Origin of the sequence: Aeromonas sp. 102P (genome assembly GCF_051920345.1) — a bacterium.
GTDB classification, from domain to species: domain Bacteria; phylum Pseudomonadota; class Gammaproteobacteria; order Enterobacterales; family Aeromonadaceae; genus Aeromonas; species Aeromonas veronii.
In genome coordinates this window covers 1,740,300-1,760,641 of the sequence record NZ_JBQBCZ010000001.1, presented here as the reverse complement: position 1 = coordinate 1,760,641, position 20,342 = coordinate 1,740,300, and the positions used below count along the sequence as shown (strand labels likewise).

Below are 20,342 nucleotides of genomic sequence, written 5' to 3'. Positions count from 1 at the left end.
CTGGCACGGATGCCGGTCAGCCATGGCCGGCATCCGCAATCGACACCGGGGGCTATCTTTAAGGGGTGTTTGACCACAAGGAGTTATCTCTATGAGCCTGAAATGGAAGCACCTCGCCCTGGCCACTCTTCCCTTGTTCGGCATGACGGCCGCGCAGGCGGCGGTGTTGACCAGCCTTGAATGGCCCCCTTACACCAGCGCCAGCCTCCCTGAGCAGGGCAAGAGCAGTCAGGTGGTGACCGCAGCCTTTGCCCTGGCTGGCGACCCGCTGACCATCAAGTTCTATCCCTGGCAGCGGGCCGTGGACGAGGCAACCAACAACCCCGAGGTACTGGGTTATTTCCCCGAGTATCTCGACCCCAAGAGCAGTTGCCTCTTCTCCGACCCCATAGGTAACGGCCCCCTCGGCTTTGCCCAGCGAGCCGATCAGCCGGTCACCTGGCAGAGCCTTGATGACCTCAAGGGCAAGAAAATTGGTGTCGTCACCGGCTATGTGAATACCACCGAGTTCGACGAAAAAGTGGCCAGCAAGGCGCTCTCGGCTGACGCCACCAGCTCGGACAGCCTGAACCTGCTCAAGCTCGGCAACGGTCGGCTCGATCTGGCGGTTATCGACCAGAATGTGATGACCTATCTGCTGGAGAGCGATCCCCAACTCAAGGACGTTGCCGCCAACCTCGGCTTCAACGGCAAGATCCTCGAGGACAAGTCCCTCCACGTCTGCTTTACCAACTCCGCCAAGGGGAAAGAGGCACGGGACAAATTCAACAAGGCGCTGGCCAGTGACGAGGTGAAGAAGCTGATGAAGTAGCGATACCGCATCCGCTCAGCGCCCCAAACACCCATAAAAAAAGCCGCCTCTTGCGAGGCGGCTTCTTCATTCAACTTGGTAACCGGAGTTATCAGGCAATCAGCTTGTAGATGATACCGGACATGGCGATCAGGCCGATGATGGTCACGAAGCCGTTGCTGATGTTGCCAGCGTATTTGCGCATGGCCGGAACCTTGGTGATGGCGTACATCGGCATCAGGAACAGCAGCATTGCAATGATCGGGCCGCCCAGGTCTTCAATCATGCCGAGGATGCTCGGGTTGATGGTGGCGATGGCCCAGGTGGTCAGGATCATGAACACGGCAGTGACTTTGTTCAGTTGCTTGGTGTCAACGTTCTTGCCCTTCTCGCGCAGCGCCTTGGCCATCAGGCCGTTCATGCCTTCTTGCGCACCCAGGTAGTGACCCAGGAAGGATTTGCTGATGGCAACCATGGCGATCAGCGGAGCCACAGTACCGATAACCGGGTTATCGAAGTGGTTGGCCAGGTAGGACAGGATGGAGATGTTCTGTTCTTTGGCAGCAGCCAGGTCAGCCGGGGAGAGGCTCAGTACGCAGCTGAATACGAAGAACATAACGGTCATTACCATCATGACGTGGGCGCCCAGCAGGATGTTGCTGCACTTCTTCTCGGCACCTTCACCGTAACGACCTTTGTTGTCCACCGCGAAGGAGGAGATGATCGGGGAGTGGTTGAAGGAGAACACCATTACCGGGATAGCCAGCCACAGGGTCTTGATGAAGTCACCGTTGAAGGCGTCGGACAGGGCCGGAGCTTCAGTGATGATGGCACCGTTCCAGTGCGGGATCAGGTAGAACGCCAGACCCATCAGGGTGAGCACGAACGGGAATACCAGCACGCTCATCGCCTTGACGATAACCTGGCCGCCCAGGCGAACAACCGCCATCAGACCGAGGATAAGGGCCAGTGACAGAACGGCACGGGGAGGTGCAGACATGCCCAGCTGGTGAACAATCACGCTCTCGACGGTGTTGGTGATGGCGACTGAATACATCAGCACGATCGGGTAGATGGCAAAGAAGTAGAGCAGGGTGATGAATTTGCCTGCGGTCTTGCCGAAGTGCTCTTCTACTACTTCAGTGATGTCGCCATCACGGGTAGAGCCAGACAGCACGAAGCGGGTCAGACCACGGTGAGCAAAGAAAGTCAGCGGCAGCGCCAGGATCAACATGGCAACCAGCGGCCACAGGCCACCGACACCGGCGTTGATTGGCAGGAAGAGCACACCGGCACCGATCGCGGTACCGTACAGACCCAGCATCCAGACCACATCGGCCTTGTTGACGCCGCGGGAGGTGTTGCTGGCTAAACGACCATCAGCTGCAATATTCATGTCAGACATACGTTGTTCCTGTCATCTAGGAAAATGGGATTCTTGTTTGGTCGGGCCTTGGCCCGGTTCCATCTCCCTGGAACGCCTGCTGTCCGTCCTTGATATTAACCTCTCGCCCCCCGGCAACCTGGCCATCACTCCTTGTGACAACAGGATTGCAACAAACAACAGTGCGAGATTTTGACCCTGAGGGTCGGCGCCCGTCTCACTTAACAACCGATTAACGTGCGCCACTCTTGATGGGCTGACTTTAATTAAATGCCCTTATTAATCACAGCGTTTTTTTGAATTAATCAACCAAAGTTTGATTTTGGTCGCCTTTCGGACGACCAAGATCACACTCAAAGCGCCTTATTGTGAGTTTTTTTTAACAATTCAACTTAGTTTCACTGGAATCAATGGCCTGCGAGCAGCTACATATTTGCAACAAGCCACCCGTTTAGCGCGGATTGTGTGCAGCACGGCCTTGGCGTACCCTTGTGACTCACGCCTTTTTGTTGATTGATGATGACCATTACCCGTACCGATCTCGCCGAACTGGCAGTGTTTGCCGCCGTCGCCCGTCACCGCAGTTTCAGCAAGGCCGCCCTCGAACTCGGGGTCTCCGCCTCCGCCCTCAGCCATAGCCTGAAGGGGCTGGAAGCCCGTCTGGGGGTGCGGCTGCTCAACCGCAGCACCCGCGCCGTGGTGCCGACCGAAGCGGGCCAGCGGCTGCTCAAGCAGCTGCTCCCCACCCTCAATACCCTGGAAGAGGCGCTTTGCGAGCTGGCCCGCAACAGCGATGAACCGGTGGGAAGGCTCAAGCTCTGCGCCCCCCGCGGCGCCATCGACAGTCTGCTGGCACCTGTGCTGATCGACTATCTGGCCCGTTATCCGCGGATGCAGGTGGAGGTAGTGGAGCAGGAGCTGATGCCCCGGCTGATTGAAGATGGCTACGATGCCGCGCTCTTTTATGGGGATCTGCTGCCCAAGGAGATGATCGGCATCCCCCTCGGCCCGCCCCAGCGCTATCTTGTGGTGGGCTCCCCGGCCTATCTGGCGGAGCACGGCGCGCCGGAGCACCCGAGCGAGCTGAGCCGCCACGCCTGCATCGGCTATCGCCTCACTCCGCACCATCACTATCGCTGGGCCTTTGCCGCCGACGGCACCATGCTGGAGATTGAAGTGACCGGGCCGCTCACCACCAGCACCCCGGCCCTCTATCTGGGCGCCGCCGAGGCGGGGCTGGGGCTCGCCTACTGTCTGGAAGAGGAGGTAAGCCAAAAGGTCGCGGAAGGGAAACTGCTCACCGTGCTGGAGCCCTGGTGCCCTACCTTTGCCGGCTTTTACCTCTTCTATCCCAGTCGGCATCAACTGGGCAGCGGCCTGCGCATCCTGATCGACATGCTCAAGGCGCACTACCAAAACCCCGGATTAGTGAGTAATACTCAGCAATTCATCAAGTGAAACCCTGATTATCACCAAATAAGTATTAATCTAGACTAGCTGTTCGATAATCGAACTCCCCGAGAGAACAGATATGTCTGCCTATTTAACACTGCGGCAACGGGCCATGACCCGTCGCTTCTGGGCTTACGCCCTCCCCTCCATTCTTGCCATGCTGGTCTCGGGGGCCTACTACCTCATCGACGGCATCTTCGTCGGCCACTATGTCGGCGCCGCTGGCCTCGCCGGGATCAACCTGGTCTATCCGGTCATCATGGTGCTGATCGGTCTGGCCGCCATGATCAGCATGGGGGCGGCCACCGCCATCTCCTTCCAGCAAGGGGCGAAAAACGACAAGCTGGCCCGTCAGGCGCTGGTCAACGCCCTCTGGCTGCTGGCCGGTCTCGGGGTAGTTGCGCCGGTGCTGCTCTATTACACCCACACCGATATCCTGCTGGGGCTGGGGATTGAACAGGGCACCGAGACCTGGAAACAGGCGAGTGACTACCTCACCTGGATTGGCGGCGGTACCCTGCTGCTGGCCAGCAATCTGGCGGTTCCCTATCTGCTGCGCAACGATGGCCGCCCGAAACTGGCCATGGTGCTGGTGAGCAGCGGCGCCGTGCTCAATATCATCCTCAACTACATCATGGTGGGTCGGTTGGGGCTGGGACTGATCGGTACTGCGCAAGCCACCCTGATGGCAGAGGGTGCGGTGAGCCTGATCGGTCTTGGCTACTTCTTTACCCCCTGGGCGCGGCTTCGCCTCAGCTGGCGGGATCTGGTGCCCAACCTCCCCGCCATGCCGCACCTGCTCTTTACCGGTCTGCCGAGCCTGATTGCCCAGTTCAACCTCGGGCTGCTCTTGATGCTGCACAACAGCCAGCTGATGGTGTATGGCAATGTGAAGGATCTGGCGGGTTTTACCGTAGCCGGTTACACCGAAGCGGTCTTTATCGTCATTCTGCAGGGGCTGGCGTTTGGCATTCAGCCGCTCATCAGCAAGGCAGCGGGGGCCAAGCGCCATCGCAACCTCAAGTACCTGATGGAGATGGGGCTCAAGTTCACCTTTATCTACGGCATGCTGGTGTGGCTCACCATCCAGCTGCTGCCGGGACAGGTCGCCATGCTCTATACCGGCGACAAGGATCCCGAGCTGCTGGCCGCCGCCATCAGCAGTCTGACCCTCAACCTCGGCGCCATTCCGCTGGAGGGGATCATCATGTTCGGCATCGTGCTGCTGCAATCCATGGCGCGTACCCGTCAGGCGCTGGTCATCTCCATCGCCAAAACCGTGTTGCTGCTGCCACTCATCTTCCTGCTGCCGCAACTGTGGGGTCGTGATGGGGTGTTGATGGCCCAGCCCGCGACCGTGCTGCTGCTCACCCTGCCGCTCTGCTGGCTGCTGTGGCGCGAGTGGCTGCGCCTGAAGATGGCCTGCGCACCAAAAGCCAAACAGCGCCCACAACCGGCCCGCGCACGCGCCGCCGTCCAGCTGGCCCGTTAAGGCCACCCATCCCGCGTAGCAATAAAAAACCGGCATCCCCTGATGCCGGTTTTTGCTATATGGATGGGTCTGCCTGCTCTTACACAGGGATTCAGGCCAGCACTGCTGCCCACACTTATGCCAATACTTCTGGCCTGAGCTGGGCCATCAGCCCCGGGTTGTCGGAGTAATCCACCGGGATCGCCACCACAGCAGGCCCCTCCACCGCCAGCGCAGCCCGCAGGGTGGCACGCAGCTCGTCGGCCGAACGCACCGCGAAACCGGCCGCCCCGAACGATTCGGCATAGCGTTTGAAGTCGATGGGGCCAAAAGAGACGCCGGAGGTGCGGCAATACTTCTGCTGCTCCTGCATCGCGACCATGTTGTAGCCGTTATCGACCCAGATGATGTGGACGATATTGCTCTTGAGCCGCACCGCCGTCTCCAGCTCCATGCTCGACTGCATAAAGCTGCCATCCCCCGATACCGAAATCACCTTCTCACCCGGCCTCACCAGCGCCGCGCCGATAGCCCACGGCAGGGCGACCCCCATGGTCTGCTGACCGTTGGAGATCAGGACCTGACGAGCACGGAAGCTGTAGAGGTAACGGGCAATCCAGATATGGAAGCTGCCCATATCGACACAGAGGGTCATGTCATCGCGCACCAGATCCTGCAACTCACGGACGATACGCAAGGGGTGAACCGGATTGCCGTGCAGCTCATCGGCCCGCATTGCCAGTCGCAGTCGCTGCTGGCGCACCCCTTGCAGCAACCGATCCACCTCGGGGGGACGGATTTTCGGATTGCCCATGATGCGGGTCAGCTGCAACAGGTTGGCCCGGATCGACCCCACCAGCTCGGCGGTCGGGCAGTAGCTGCTGTCGATATCGGCAGGCAGCACGTCGATATGGAGGATGCGCCGCTCCCGATCGCCATTCCACAGCACGGGGTCGTACTCGATGGGGCTGTAGCCGATGCAGATCACCAGATCGGCCCCCGCCAGCAGCTGATCCCCCGGCTGGTTGTTGAAGAGCCCGACCCGTCCGGCAAAGTCATCGAAGTGGCAGCTGTCCACCACCCCGGCAGCCTGATAGGTACCGGTCACCGGCAGCCGCGCCTTGTCGAGGAAGGCGCGCACTGCCTCGGCATTTTCCGGCCGGCTCGCCATCAGGCCGAGCAGCACCACCGGATTCTCGGCGTTGCGCAGCAGGGTCAATGCCTGCTCCATATTCTGCTCATCGGCGCAGCCCGGCTCCGGCACCTCGCGGGGCACCAGCACATTGCCCTGCACCGGCTTGTTGATGATGTCCATCGGCAGGCTGACAAACGCCGCCCCCGGCCGTCCCAGCTCGGCGGCGCGAAAGGCGTTGGCCATCACTTCCGAGATTGCCGCCCCGCTGTTGACCTGGGCACTGAACTTGGTGACCGGACGGCAGAGGTTGACCGTATCCATGCTCTGATGAGTGAGCTTGAGGCCGTCGGCACGGCGCACCGCACCGCCCAGCGCCACCATGGGGTCCCCTTCCGAGGTGGCAGTCGCCAGCCCGGTAATAAGGTTGGAGCAACCGGGGCCCGAGGTGACCAGCGCCACCCCCGCCTTGCCGGTAAGGCGCCCCACGGCGGCCGCCATAAAGGCGGCGTTGGCCTCGTGGCGCACCACTATGGTCTCGATGGGGGAGTCCTCCAGCGCATCGAACACCCGGTCAATCTTGGCACCGGGAATACCGAACACCTGCTTGACCCCTTGCGCCTCCAGATGACGAACCACCAGCTCGGCACCGCACTTCCACTGTCTGTTTTCCATGATATTGCTCCTTGTCTATCAGCCTTCGGCTGCCTGAATGGCGCGATCGAGATCGGCGGGGTTGAGGTCGGCCTGCCGGAAAGCGGGATCCGATGGCAGGGCCAGATTGAGGTGACGCACCACAGAAAGTCGCAGGGTGCCGTGGGCCATGGTGTAGTCAAGCAGATGACCGCCCCCCTTGCGATCGGCGGTGATCATATGTTCGTGAAAGCCCGCCACATTGACCCCCTGCACGAACGGCGGGCAGCGAAATCCCACCAGAGTCCCCGCCACCGCGGCAAAGCGGAACAGCGGCTGCTGTTCGATGGCCTCCAGCATGGGGCGATAGGGCGGCTCCTGACGCGGCACGGTACGTACCTTGGCCGTTTCAAACTGGCCGTCGAGGCGCAGGGCGACAAAGACGTTGTCGGATCCCACCAGCCGATCCACCCACTGATGGATCTCGTCACGGCTGAGGGGGTGATCGAAGCGACGCTCCAGGCAGGGACGAAAATGGGTCATCACCGCGAAAGGGGTCTTCTGATCGGCGCGGGCAGGACGGGCAGAGCCATCGGAACGTAACTGGTGGATCTGCCGCTCGAAGGCAATCAGCTCGCCATCAAGGTGGTTGAAGGTGCCGAGGCCAAAATCACCGTGGCGCAGCAGCTCGCTCATGGTGGTCTCCCCTTCGTACACCCCGGCCAGCAGGGCGCTCATCAGGGAGCTCTGGTAGATCTCCCCCCCTCATGCTGCCTGCGCCAACGGGAAAACTGTTGGCTCACCTCCAGGGCACAGCTGCACCCGGCACTGTCAGATGTTGCAATATGTTCCATTCGAATTTCACCTCTGGCGTGAATCCTGTTAGCGTTCGGACCCAATAGTGACTTGGTTCACATTTCAACACCAATACACAGACCCCATGACTTTGAGACTCAATTGATATGGAACTTCGTACTCTTCGTTACTTTATGGCTGTGGTTGAAAAGCAGAATTTCACCCGGGCCGCCGAATCACTGAATATGTCCCAGCCGCCGCTGAGTCAGCAGATCCGCAAGCTGGAGGAGACACTGGGGACGCCACTGCTGCGTCGTTTGACCCGCAGTATCGAGTTGACAGAAGCGGGCGCCAGTCTCTATCGGGATGCCAACGAGATCCTGGAGCTGGCGGATGCAGCAAAGCAGAAGGTCAAACGGATTGCACGGGGTGAGCAGGGGGCGCTGCGTATCGGGTTTGCGGGCTCAACCGTGCTTCACCCCGCAGTGCTGCGGCTGCTGCACGACTACAGGGAGCACTACCCGGAGGTCGCATTGACCCCGCAGGAGGGAAGCATGCCAGCACTGGTGGAGGCCGTACGCACGGATCGGCTGGATGCCGCCATCCTGCGTTTGCCCTGCAGCAACAGCGAGGGCCTTGCCCATCATCTGATCGAGCGGGAGCCACTGCTGATCGCCCTGCCAGCCAACCATCCGCTGGCCAAGCCGGGCCCCTTGCCACTGACCAGCCTGAAGGACGAGAGTTTTATTCTGTTTCCCCACGCCATCGGGCCCGGGCTCTATGACGGCATCGTGGGCCTCTGTCGGGAGGCGGGGTTCGAACCGATACTGGGGCCCGAATGCCCGCAGGTGATCTCCACCGTCGGCATGGTGCAGGCGGGCTTTGGCGTGACCCTGGTGCCAAGCTCGGTGGCGGCGCTGCGCCCGCTCGGGGTCAGCTATCACCCCATTGCAGGCAACGGCATGATGACCAGCATCAGCCTGGCAACCCGCCCCCACCCCGGCAGTGCCGTGCTCAGACACTTTGTGGCCCAGATACGACAAGGCCTCCAGAAGGAGGCCTTGGTCAACAAGCTTGAGCCGGCCTGATGGCGGGCTTGCCTGATGTGACTGCTTATTTGACAGTGCTGCTTATTTGACCGTCACTCGGGCAAACTTGCGCTTGCCGACCTGATAGACGGCGGTACCGGCACCTATGAGTGCCTTGCCATCTTCCAGCTTCTCGCCATCCACCTTGACCGCGCCCTGCTTGATCATCCGCAGCGCTTCAGAGGTAGTGGCCACCAGATCGGCCTCTTTGAGCAGGTTGGCAATGGCCAGCCCGTCGCCTTCCAGCGCCAGTTCGACTTCCGGCATCTCGTCCGGAATGGCGTTCTTGGAGAAGCGCTGGGTGAAATCTTCGTGGGCCGCTTCTGCCGCCGCTGCATCGTGATAGCGGGCAATGATCTCTTTGGCCAGCCAGATCTTCACATCACGCGGGTTGAGGGTGCCAGCCGCGATGCCAGCCTTGAACTCTGTAATTTCAGCCAGCGGACGGAAGGAGAGCAGCTCGTAGTAGTTCCACATCAGATCGTCGGTGATGGACATGATCTTGCCAAACATCTCGCCCGGCGCATCGTGCACACCGATGTAGTTGTTGGCAGACTTGGACATCTTCTTGACGCCGTCCAGGCCCACCAGCAGCGGCATCATCAGCACGCACTGGGTGGCCATGCCAGCATCTTTTTGCAGCTCGCGGCCCATCAGCAGGTTGAACTTCTGATCGGTACCGCCGAGCTCGACATCCGCCTTCAGCGCAACCGAGTCATAGCCTTGCAGCAGCGGATAGAGGAATTCGTGAATAGCGATGGATTGGCCGCCGGTGTAACGCTTTTTGAAGTCGTCACGCTCCATCATGCGGGCCACCGTCTGTTTGGCTGCCAGCTTGATCATACCGGTCGCGCCCAGTTCGCTCAGCCAGGTCGAGTTGTACTCGATGCGGGTCTTCTTGGGATCGAGGATCTTGAACGCCTGCTCGGCATAGGTGAGGGCGTTGTGCTTGATCGCCTCTTCGGAGAGCGGCGGGCGGGTGCTGTTCTTGCCGGAGGGATCCCCCACCATGGCAGTGAAATCGCCAATCAGCAGGATGATCTCATGGCCCAGATCCTGGAAGGTCTTCAGCTTGTTGAGGATCACGGTATGACCCAGGTGAATGTCGGGAGCGGTCGGGTCCATACCCAACTTGATGCGCAGCGGGCGCCCCTCCTTCAACTTGGCAACCAGTTCCTCTTCAACCAGAATTTCTTCCGCTCCGCGCTTGATCTCGGCTAGCGCCACCTCGAGCTGGGACATTTTTTGACTCTCCATCACGATTCCACAGGGCCAAACATATTACTGGAATGGCGGGCCAATTGGAAAGGCTGTAAAATCCGCCCATTCTGCCCGACTTCATCTGCATCTCATGGTTATTTGGCACGCCTTCAACGCACTCCCTCACTGGCACCGCAAGATGGTACTTATCCTCAGCATCATGATCATGATGTTGGCGGCCTGGCCAAGCGAACAAGCCGTTGCAACCCGGGTTGATGACAACGGCAACGAGATTGCCCTGCGCACAACTACTGGCGGCAGCGAGCTGGACGATGACCTGGCCACCGATGCAGTGGCGCCCGCGCTCTCGCCCGAAACCCCACCCAAGCCGCGCTATATTACCAAACAGGTGAAGGTGCGCCGGGGCGACAACATGGGGGTGATCTTCCAGCGCATTGGCCTGAGCAGCACCGATCTGCACCTGATCGATCAGCTTGAGGGCAGCGACCCCCTGCGCATGCTGCAACCGGGACAGGAGCTCACCTTCAAGCTCACCGAGAACGGCGAGCTGCACAGCCTCTACTACCCCCACAGTCTGGAGCAGGCGCTCAAGGTGAGCCGCAAAGATGAGCTGTTTGTCGCCCGCAACGTCAAGATCGCCCTCGACACCCGCGAACAGGTGAGCAAAGGCGAGATCCGCTCCAGCTTCTGGGGCGCCGCTGTGGAGGCGGGCATGACTGAAGATCAGATCATGGACTTGGCCACCATCTTCGGCTGGGACATCGACTTTGCCCAGGATCTGCAGCCAGGAGACAGCTTCCGGGTGGTCTATGAGGACAAGTTCCGCGATGACGAGCGGGTTGCCTCCGGCGATATTCTGGCCGCCGAGTTCGTCAACCAGGGCACCGCCTACCGCGCCGTGCTCAATGACGATGGCAACTACTACACCCCGGAAGGCAAGGCGATGCGCAAGAGCTTTTTGCGGGCACCGGTCAACTTCAAATACATCAGCTCCAACTTTAACCCGCGTCGCCTCCATCCGGTCACCGGCAAGATCCGCCCCCATAACGGCATCGATTATGTGGCACCTGTGGGTACCCCCATCATGGCGGCGGGCTCAGGCAGTGTGGTCGCCGCCGGTTACAACCAGTTCAACGGCAACTACGTCTTTATCAAGCATGCTGGCAACTATGTGACCAAATACCTGCACCTCTCCAAGCGCACCGTCAACAAGGGGCAGCGGGTGAAGCAGGGGCAGACTATCGGCACCCTGGGTGGCACCGGCCGTGTCACCGGCCCTCACCTGCATTATGAATTTGTGGTGGGCGGCATTCACAAAAACCCGCGCACTCTCACGCTGCCGCAGGCAGAAACCCTGACTGGCCGCGAGCTGGCCAACTTCAAAAAACTGGCGATGCCGCAACTGGCCAAGCTCGATAGCCCGGAGCTGCAACTGGCCCAGAACAAACGCGAGAGCCGCGGCAACTAAGCCTTCCGGGCTGGCGGTGCAGCAGCGCCATCAGCCCTTTTTTATTTTGCCTGCGCATGGCTCTGCGCCATGTTGCATCGGTGTCGGGAAGCGAACTATCCCGGCCAGCAAGTGAGGAGTCGCCATGATTGAGCGCTATATCGGATTGATGTCTGGCACCAGCATGGATGGCATAGATGCCGTATTGGTGGTGATCGACGGGGATGCACTGCGGGTCGAAGCGGCCCTCAGCCACCCCTGGCCCACTGCCCACGAGCTGCATACCCTCTGCACCCCGAGCGACAACGAGATCGATCGCATGGGGGTGGCCGACAATCTGGTGGCACGCGAATTTGCCGCTGCCACCCACGCGCTGCTGGCCAAGGCGGGCCTCACGCCCGCCGATATTCGAGCCATCGGCAGCCACGGCCAGACCATCCGCCATCGCCCCCAGCTCGGGTTTACCCTGCAGATCGGCAACGCCGCCCTGCTGGCCGCCCTGACCGGCATCGACGTTATCGCCGATTTTCGCACCATGGATATGGCCCTCGGCGGTCAGGGGGCGCCGCTGGTGCCCGCTTTCCATCAGGCGCTCTTTGCCAAGCCTGGCGCCCTGCGGGTGGTACTGAACCTCGGCGGCATCGCCAATATCTCGGTGCTGCCGGGTCACGCCAACGGGGTCTATGGCTTCGATACCGGCCCGGCCAACACCCTGCTAGACGGCTGGTATCGCCGCCATCACCCCAAGGGGGCCGGTTACGATGCTGGCGGCAAGTGGGCAGCCAGCGGCCAGCTCATTCCCGAACTGCTGGAAAAGCTCTTGGCTCACCCCTACTTTGCCGCCCCCGCCCCCAAGAGCACCGGGCGGGAGATGTTCACCCTAGCGTGGCTCGATGGCGAGCTGGCAGGCACTTCATACGCCCCCGTGGATGTGCAGCGCACCCTGCAGGCCCTCACCTGCCACAGCATCGCTCGCCAGCTGCCCGCGCTGGCAGACCCGCACACCCGGCCCGAGCTCTATGTCTGTGGCGGCGGCGCCCATAACAGCCCACTGCTGGCGGAGCTGGCCAGTCTGCTGCCTGCATGGCGCATCGCCAACACTGCCGAGCTGGGGCTTGCCCCCGACTGGGTGGAAGGCGCGGCCTTTGCCTGGCTGGCCATGTGCTTTGTTCACCGCAAGCCGGGCAACCTGCCCGCCGTCACCGGCGCCAGCCGTCCGGCCGTGCTGGGTGCGCTTTATCCCGCCTGAGGGATGACAACGGGGCTGCGTATCAGTGTGCCCCTTTGAACAGACGCACAACCTGTTGTCGGATCGGCGCAAACAGCGGCGGTTTAGGCGGTTCCAGATTGATTTGGCCTCGTCCGGCGCGGGTCTCGCAACGCAGCAGACTCTGGATGTAGTGGTGATGGGAGCGATGGATCAGCTGTGAAGCCTGATATGCCCACTGTCTGGGCACACCCCACAGAGTGCTGGCAATCGCACCGACGATGCAGAAGAACGCGGGCTCCTGCATTCCCATCCGGCTGGCGTTCTCCAACGCCTCCTTGAGGGAGTGGGAGTGGGCAATACAGGTCATGACATTGACCATGAAGGCGTCGTAATCATCCTCCCCACCCTTGCCAACGCGCGCCGTCAGGGTCGCTGCAGGGTGATAACCGAACTGATGGCCGATATTTTCCAACACCGCATTTCGCTGGCGGATCACCTTGCCATAAAACATCAGCATCACCATGCAGTCGATCGCCTTGCACAGTGCCTCGTAGTGGGAATGGCTCTTCTTGGGACGCGGCGCCGTGGCGAGGGCCAGCTCTTCAGAGATAGCCAGCAGTCCCACAGGCACGGCGGTGCTGACAAACGAGAAATCAATCGACAGCTCCAGCCCCTCCTCCCCTTCCATGCGGGCCACAATCACATGTTCGCCAAACAGCCGACGCTGGCGCTCGATAAAGGCGCCAAAGACCAGATCACGAAACTGCTTTTGCGGATAAGGGGTATCGAGCAGGCTCTCGATGGTCATGATGGCGGCGGATACCCGGCCGCGCAGTCGATAATCGGCAGGAATGGGAAAGCTCTTTCCCAGGCGAGGAGGTAACCGCTGCCCAGATGTTTGACAATACATATCGCCCAGAACGAAACCCAGCATAAATCCTCCACAGTCAGGTAATGATGATCGCGATGCGATCTCGCTTGCCAATCCTGGGCAATGGCCTGCCGGTGCATCGATGCACTCCGTCAGGGCTCCTTGATTACCTTATTAATCATACGATTAATAGCGAGTGGAAAAAGCGACCAGACTCGCAATCACGCCACTAATTAACAGTTTCATCAGGAAACCATAAAACGCGGTCGATAAATCCATTTTTTGACGCATTCTCCTTTAAAAACAGCACATTGAACTTTATGCCTGCGAAATCACCTGAACTGTTCCCGGGCTCTGAAAACCATCCCAATCATCACAACCAGCCACAGATAAGAGGGAGATCAGACATACTCGCTAAAAAGTGGAAAAAGCGATGACGAGGGGCAACCCCACCCATCGGGGGATGCAACCAGGGTGAAGATAAGCGGATTGCCACCACATCCCCTCATCCAACGCCAGCTCTCATCCAGCACCACTGCTCCCGAAAACCGTCACGCCAACGCCATGCTCCCCACTCCTGTGCAGCAGGAGCAGATCCGCCGTGCAAATTCATGGCATAGAATGTTATGGCGCTAATAACAGATCCAGGCTGCCAGCAAGGCGTCATCGAGTATGCCGGAATAATCGTTAACAGAGAGGAATGCAAAAGCCGTGAATTATATTCCAGAGGTATCTTTAATAAGGTGGATATGCATATTCACGGGGATTTTCATAGCCCCTTAAAAGAACTGAAAAAAGATATCCATGCACCATAATATGCATTATTTGCACATCGGCGCATAATATTAACCCTTTATTCACACGCAAATATCCCAAAGAGGAGAGGAGCAAACCCAGTCAGGGCAAGGCTGTCCGCCGGTTCGGCATCATTTGTGCACAAATTGGCTACGATTTCGGGTGAATTGAATAGCAATATGATTAAATTTGCGCCCATTGAGCCATCTCATAGAAATGCAATCAGCGGTTTGCAACCCCTGATAGCCACTCATAGAATCGCAGCGTCTGAAATATCTACCCTGTTCTCTTCTCCCTTATTCCTCTCAGTAATTGAGTGGATCACAAATAATAACCGGGGATACCGCCGCTGGCGCAGTGGCCGTGGCGCACAACAAGATGGGGTAAACCTGTACCTGAATGAACAACAAATATTAAAAAGAGGCATATCTATGAGTGGCACCATCATCAAGTCAGCAAGAAATACCCCCCATGCACCCCAGGATCTGGGCCCCAGCACCCAAACGGTGGCGTTTTCTCATTACAACAATATCTCCGCCCAGCTGCCGGTCGATCCCGCCACCGGCAAGATGGTGAGTGGCGATGTCACCGCGCAGGCCAGACAGTGCCTGAGCAACCTCAAGGCGATCATCGAGAGCATCGGCCATGTGATGGACGATATGGTGAAAGCGACCATCTTCCTGAAAGAGATGGCGGATCTTGAGGCGGTCAACGCCGTCTATCGCGAATTCTTCCCGGGCTATCTGCCGACCCGCACCACCCTTGCCGTCGCCGCCCTGCCGCTGGGCGCGCTGGTGCAGATCGATGCCATCATCTCCAACGGCGAAGGCACCTTCCCGCAAGATCCTTGCCCGCTGATTAAACTGGCCCGCAACAGTGACAAGGCGCCGCACAATCCGCTCTCCACCCATACCGTGGCCTTCTCCCACTACAACAATATCGGCGCGCAGCTGCCGGTCGATGCCGCCTCGGGCCAACTGGTCGCCGGTGGCATCAAGGAGCAGGCGGGCCAGTGCCTGCGCAATATCAAGGCGGTGCTGGAGAGCATCGACGTGCCGTTTGACGATATCGTCAAGGTCACCGTCTATCTGACCGATCTGGCCGATCTGGAAGCCGTCAACGAGGTCTACACCACCTTCTTCCCCGACTCCGCCATTGCCCGCGCCGTCGCCTATCTGCCTGCCCGCTCGGTAGTCAGTGCCGCCGCCCTGCCCATGGGGGCGCTAGTGCAGATGGATGCGGTCATCTCCCACGGTGACGGCACCCCGCCGCAGCTAGTGGAAGACAGACACAATCTGGTGATCCGCCCGCGCAATACCGGCAAGGCACCGCGCAGCCCGCTGCAAACCCAGACCGTCGCCTTCTCCCACTACAACCATCTATCTGCACTGCTGCCAATTGACCCCGCCACCGGCAAGATCCTGGCCGGTTGCGTGCGCGAGCAGACCGCCCAGTGCCTGAGCCATATCAAGGCGATTGTGGAGAGCATCGGCCATGTGATGGACGATATCGTCAAGGTCAATATCCAGCTCGCCGATATCGCCGATCTGGCCGAGGTGGATGCCATCTATACCAAATACTTCCCGGATTATCTGCCTGCCCGCACCGTAATCGGGGTCAGTGAGCTGCCCGCTGGCGCCTTGGTGCAAATTGATGCGGTAATGTCCAACGCCGAAAGCACCCCGCCGCAGGTGTGAGGATTACGATAAATAAAAAGAGACCGGCTATATGCCGGTCTCTTTTTAGGTAACACAAAGGGATAAATTTTATGTGAACGACTTAAAGAGCGTGAAGTTCCGATGACACTTCGTGTAACGAACCTGATGCACTCGATGGCTGCTAAAGATAGTGCTTAAGTTCTACCTCACGACTCTTGAACAACTGATAATCAATGATCGTGCGCCCTTTGGCTGCAGTAAACCACTGCACACCCACTTCATCTGAGTATCTAAACTCCAATCTGAATTCATATTTTTTACTAATCGCAAAACCAATAAGTGCACCAATCAAAAACGTGACTATCGGCAGCAACGTCGTTACCACCTGACCATTCTCATCTGTCGGAATAATGATAAACAAGATGCTGGATGTAATGGCGCCTATGATTGCCATATTGAGTAGTTTATCTTTCAAAGAGAGCGTCCGGACTTGTACATCGGATATTTTATCCAGGTCATAACTGTCTTTGTTGACCCACAACTTTTTTGCTGATGGATCGATTGAAATAGAACAAGACATGGGAAAACTCCATCCTGATTACATATAAAATGATACTTTTGTAATTAAAACGCCCCTGTCGCAAACGGGGCCAGCAACAAAGAAAGTACCATATGAAGCCACACATAACAGTAAATACAAAAGAAAAGACGATCGCGATCAACCTATCACGCTGACATCACACCTTGTCAGCACCACGGCTGTCGCTCAGATGTACCAAATTCCATAAAAAACGCCCCCCATCTTGCGATGGAGGGCGTTTTATTTTCCGGCTATTGGGCCAGAGTGGCCCAATGGTCAGCTATTACAGGGACTCTGCGGTCGCAACCACGTTTTCCACGGTAAAGCCGAATTCCTTGAACAGCAGCTCGGCCGGTGCGGACTCACCGAAGGTGGTCATACCGATGATCTTGCCGCCGAAACCGACGTACTTGTACCAGTAGTCAGCGATACCCGCTTCGATGGCCACGCGCTTGGTGACAGAAGACGGCAGGACGGACTCTTTGTACTCGGCAGACTGGGCGTCGAACACGTCGGTAGACGGCAGAGAGACCACGCGCACGGCACGGCCCTTGGCAGTCAGCTGCTCATAGGCGGCAACGGCCAGTTCCACTTCGGAACCGGTGGCGATCAGGATCAGCTCCGGCGTACCGGCGCAATCCTTCAGCACGTAGCCACCCTTGGCGGTGTCGGCCAGCTGCTGGGCGGTACGGTCCATCTGGGCCAGGTTCTGACGAGAGAAGATCAGAGAGGTCGGGCCGTCGGTACGCTCGATGGCGTGTTTCCAGGCGATGGCAGATTCAACCTGGTCACACGGACGCCAGGTGCTCATGTTCGGAGTCAGACGCAGGGAGGCGATCTGCTCAACCGGCTGGTGAGTCGGGCCATCCTCACCCAGACCGATGGAGTCGTGGGTGTAAACGAAGATGGCGCGCTGCTTCATCAGGGCGGCCATGCGCAGGGCGTTGCGGGCGTACTCCATAAACATCAGGAAGGTAGCGCCGTAGGGGATGAAACCACCGTGCAGAGCGATACCGTTCATGATGGCGGACATGCCGAACTCGCGTACACCGTAGTGGATGTAGTTGCCGGAGGCATCGTCGTTGGTCAGGGACTTGGAGCCGGACCACATGGTCAGGTTGGACGGAGCCAGGTCGGCAGAGCCGCCCATGAACTCCGGCAGCAGCTTGCCGAACGCTTCCAGAGAGTTCTGGGACGCTTTACGGGTCGCAATCTTGGCCGGGTTGGCTTGCAGGGTTTCGATGATCTTGGCGGATTCAGCAGCCCAGTTGGCCGGCAGTTCGCCAGCGGTGCGGCGCTTGAATTCGGCAGCCAGAGTCGGGTGAGCGGCTTCATAGGCGGCGAACTTGGCAGCCCAGTCGGCTTCCAGTGCAGCACCCTTCTCCTGAGCGTTCCACTCGGCAGCGATATCGGCCGGGATAACGAACGGCGCGTGGTCCCACTTCAGGAAGGCACGAGCAGCGGCGATCTCGTCGTTGCCCAGCGGTGAGCCGTGGCAGTCGTGAGAACCGGATTTGTTCGGGGAGCCGTAACCGATGATGGTGCGGCAGCAGATCAGAGTCGGCTTGCCGGTCTCGGCCTTGGCGGCTTCGATGGCGGCATTGATATCTTCCGGGCTGTGACCGTCAACAGCCGGGATAACGTGCCAGCCGTAGGCTTCGAAACGCTTGACGGTGTCGTCGGTGAACCAACCTTCTACGTGACCGTCGATGGAGATACCGTTGTCATCCCAGAACGCGATCAGTTTGCCCAGTTGCAGGGTACCTGCCAGGGAGCACGCTTCGTGGGAGATACCTTCCATCAGGCAGCCGTCGCCCATAAAGGCGTAAGTGTAGTGGTCAACGATGTCGTGGCCCGGCTGGTTGAACTGCTCAGCCATGGCTTTTTCGGCGATCGCCATACCCACGGCGTTGGTGATGCCCTGACCCAGCGGGCCAGTGGTGGTTTCAACGCCCGGTGCATAGCCGTACTCCGGGTGACCCGGGGTGCGAGAGTGCAGTTGGCGGAAGTTTTTCAGATCGTCGATGGAGAGGTCATAACCGGAGAGGTGCAGCAGGGAGTACAGCAGCATGGAGCCGTGGCCGTTGGAGAGAATGAAACGGTCGCGGTCGGCCCACTTGGGGTTGTTCGGGTTATGTCTGAGGTGGCTACGCCACAGCACTTCGGCGATATCCGCCATTCCCATGGGGGCGCCCGGGTGACCGGAGTTGGCTTTTTGAACGGCATCCATACTCAATGCACGAATGGCATTGGCAAGCTCTTTACGAGAAGGCATCTGAATCTCCTGCGATTGCTTCATTTGATGGCCAAGATTAAGGCGCGTTATTGTCCCAGCAGGGCGCGCGGCGTGCAAATATTATCTGGATGAATAAAGTGGCTTTGGGAGGACAATCGCTTTTCTTGCCCTCTATTGACCAAAGCAACCAGAGAAAAACGTTTGACTTCCATCCCTTTCGGGATAGGAGAGCACCGCTTGTGACCCATTGGACACTGCGCGACAAAATAGTGCTGGCAATCGGGGGGGGCGCTAATTAAAATAGACGTCCAGATGTAGATACCTCTACACCATCCTATTCATCCGGTTATTGCTGTGGCGATAACCCAGACAAGCTGAGACTCATATCATGGCAAAGCTGTTTACTTCCGAGTCGGTCTCCGAAGGCCATCCCGACAAGATTGCGGACCAGATCTCCGATGCGGTACTGGACGCCATCCTCAAGCAAGATACCAAGGCACGCGTTGCCTGCGAGACCCTGGTCAAGACCGGTATGGTCATGGTGGCCGGCGAAGTAACCACCTCTGCCTGGGTTGATATCGAAGAGATCGTGCGTGATACCGTACGTGAAATCGGCTACACCCACTCCGACATGGGCTTCGATGCTGACTCCTGCGCCGTGCTGAACGCCATCGGCAAGCAGTCCCCGGATATCAACCAGGGCGTTGACCGCAGCGATCCGCTGGAGCAGGGCGCTGGCGACCAGGGCCTGATGTTCGGCTACGCCACCAACGAAACCGACGTGCTGATGCCGGCCCCCATCACCTACTCTCACCTGCTGGTGAAGCGTCAGGCTGAAGTGCGCAAGAACGGCACCCTGCCGTGGCTGCGTCCGGATGCCAAGAGCCAGCTGACCTTCGCCTACGACGACGCAGGCAAGATCATCGGTGTCGATGCAGTTGTTCTGTCTACCCAACACGCCGAATCCATCAGCCACAAGGATCTGGTTGAGGCGGTACGCGAAGAGATCATCAAGCCTGTGCTGCCGGCCGAGTGGGTCAACAAAGACACCAAATACTTCATCAACCCGACCGGCCGTTTCGTTATCGGCGGCCCGATGGGTGACTGCGGTCTGACCGGTCGCAAGATCATCGTCGACACCTACGGCGGCATGGCTCGTCACGGTGGTGGCGCCTTCTCCGGTAAGGATCCGTCCAAGGTTGACCGCTCCGCTGCTTACGCCGCCCGTTACGTTGCCAAAAACATCGTTGCCGCCGGTCTGGCCGATCGCTGTGAAATCCAGATCTCCTACGCCATCGGCGTGGCCGAGCCGACCTCCATCAGCGTCGAAACCTTCGGTACTGCCAAGGTCGCCGAGGAGCTGCTGGTCAAGCTGGTACGCGAGCACTTCGAACTGCGCCCGTATGGTCTGATCGAAATGCTGGATCTGAAGCGCCCGATCTATCAGGCCACTGCCGCCTACGGTCACTTCGGTCGCGACGAGTTCCCGTGGGAGCAGACCGACAAGGCCGAACTGCTGCGTTCTGCCGCTGGCCTGTAAGGCTCGCTGTTGTGATAAAAGGGGAGCCTGGCTCCCCTT

The 20,342-nt window shown here is 59.0% G+C and carries 14 protein-coding genes and 1 pseudogene; 8 read left to right on the top strand and 7 right to left on the bottom strand.

Translation table 11 applies throughout. The features are described 5' to 3' along the window. The first annotated feature begins 91 nt into the window (after positions 1-91). Positions 92-811, top strand: a complete 720-nt coding sequence (locus ACTG1K_RS08510; protein WP_440005089.1) for a substrate-binding periplasmic protein — start codon at positions 92-94, stop codon at positions 809-811. A gap of 91 nt (positions 812-902) precedes the next feature. On the opposite strand, the gene ACTG1K_RS08505 is transcribed toward ACTG1K_RS08510, so the two are convergent. Then, positions 903-2,195 carry an HAAAP family serine/threonine permease gene (locus ACTG1K_RS08505; protein WP_005338498.1) on the bottom strand — a complete coding sequence of 431 codons (1,293 nt, stop codon included), beginning with the start codon at positions 2,193-2,195 and terminating at the stop codon, positions 903-905. Positions 2,196-2,693: 498 nt separating this feature from the next. Here ACTG1K_RS08505 and ACTG1K_RS08500 point away from each other — a divergent pair, with 498 nt between their 5' ends. Both ACTG1K_RS08500 and ACTG1K_RS08495 read left to right on the top strand, forming a co-directional pair. Then, positions 2,694-3,632 (top strand): LysR family transcriptional regulator, encoded by a 939-nt coding sequence (locus tag ACTG1K_RS08500; protein ID WP_058057374.1) that lies wholly within the window; start codon positions 2,694-2,696, stop codon positions 3,630-3,632. A gap of 73 nt (positions 3,633-3,705) precedes the next feature. Further along, positions 3,706-5,118: an MATE family efflux transporter gene (locus tag ACTG1K_RS08495; protein ID WP_139464143.1), complete on the top strand. Its 1,413-nt coding sequence runs from the start codon at positions 3,706-3,708 to the stop codon at positions 5,116-5,118. 115 nt (positions 5,119-5,233) lie between these two features. Here ACTG1K_RS08495 and alsS read toward each other — a convergent pair whose 3' ends face one another. Then, entirely contained in the window at positions 5,234-6,904 is a 1,671-nt protein-coding gene (gene alsS / locus ACTG1K_RS08490) for an acetolactate synthase AlsS (RefSeq protein ID WP_439979667.1), read from the bottom strand. Positions 6,905-6,922: 18 nt separating this feature from the next. Continuing rightward, positions 6,923-7,716 (bottom strand): annotated as a pseudogene (gene budA / locus ACTG1K_RS08485) (acetolactate decarboxylase). A gap of 108 nt (positions 7,717-7,824) precedes the next feature. Here budA and ACTG1K_RS08480 point away from each other — a divergent pair. Further along, positions 7,825-8,745, top strand: a complete 921-nt coding sequence (locus ACTG1K_RS08480) for a LysR family transcriptional regulator (protein ID WP_440005088.1) — start codon at positions 7,825-7,827, stop codon at positions 8,743-8,745. Positions 8,746-8,787: 42 nt separating this feature from the next. Here ACTG1K_RS08480 and tyrS read toward each other — a convergent pair whose 3' ends face one another. Beyond that, positions 8,788-9,987, bottom strand: a complete 1,200-nt coding sequence (tyrS, locus tag ACTG1K_RS08475; RefSeq protein WP_440005087.1) for a tyrosine--tRNA ligase — start codon at positions 9,985-9,987, stop codon at positions 8,788-8,790. Positions 9,988-10,096: 109 nt separating this feature from the next. On the opposite strand from tyrS, the gene ACTG1K_RS08470 reads away from it, so the two are divergent. Together ACTG1K_RS08470 and ACTG1K_RS08465 are read left to right on the top strand one after the other, a co-directional pair. Beyond that, positions 10,097-11,434, top strand: coding sequence for a peptidoglycan DD-metalloendopeptidase family protein (locus ACTG1K_RS08470; RefSeq protein ID WP_440005086.1), 1,338 nt, complete (start codon positions 10,097-10,099; stop codon positions 11,432-11,434). A 124-nt stretch (positions 11,435-11,558) separates the two neighbouring features. Beyond that, positions 11,559-12,662 carry an anhydro-N-acetylmuramic acid kinase gene (locus ACTG1K_RS08465; RefSeq protein WP_440005085.1) on the top strand — a complete coding sequence of 368 codons (1,104 nt, stop codon included), beginning with the start codon at positions 11,559-11,561 and terminating at the stop codon, positions 12,660-12,662. Between the two features lie 22 nt (positions 12,663-12,684). Here ACTG1K_RS08465 and ACTG1K_RS08460 read toward each other — a convergent pair whose 3' ends face one another. Beyond that, positions 12,685-13,557: a hypothetical protein gene (locus tag ACTG1K_RS08460; RefSeq protein WP_440005084.1), complete on the bottom strand. Its 873-nt coding sequence runs from the start codon at positions 13,555-13,557 to the stop codon at positions 12,685-12,687. 1,163 nt (positions 13,558-14,720) lie between these two features. Between ACTG1K_RS08460 and ACTG1K_RS08455 the strand changes: the two genes are divergently transcribed. Beyond that, complete coding sequence (locus ACTG1K_RS08455) at positions 14,721-15,986, top strand: RidA family protein (RefSeq protein ID WP_440005083.1); 1,266 nt, start codon at positions 14,721-14,723, stop codon at positions 15,984-15,986. A gap of 142 nt (positions 15,987-16,128) precedes the next feature. Here the strand turns inward: ACTG1K_RS08455 and ACTG1K_RS08450 are convergent, their stop codons facing one another. Then, positions 16,129-16,527 carry a hypothetical protein gene (locus ACTG1K_RS08450; RefSeq protein WP_440005082.1) on the bottom strand — a complete coding sequence of 133 codons (399 nt, stop codon included), beginning with the start codon at positions 16,525-16,527 and terminating at the stop codon, positions 16,129-16,131. 283 nt (positions 16,528-16,810) lie between these two features. Further along, positions 16,811-18,802, bottom strand: a complete 1,992-nt coding sequence (gene tkt / locus ACTG1K_RS08445) for a transketolase (RefSeq protein WP_440005081.1) — start codon at positions 18,800-18,802, stop codon at positions 16,811-16,813. A 349-nt stretch (positions 18,803-19,151) separates the two neighbouring features. On the opposite strand from tkt, the gene metK reads away from it, so the two are divergent. Then, a complete protein-coding gene (gene metK / locus ACTG1K_RS08440; RefSeq protein ID WP_005338519.1) occupies positions 19,152-20,303 on the top strand; it encodes a methionine adenosyltransferase in 1,152 nt (383 codons plus the stop codon). Positions 20,304-20,342 lie beyond the last annotated feature (39 nt).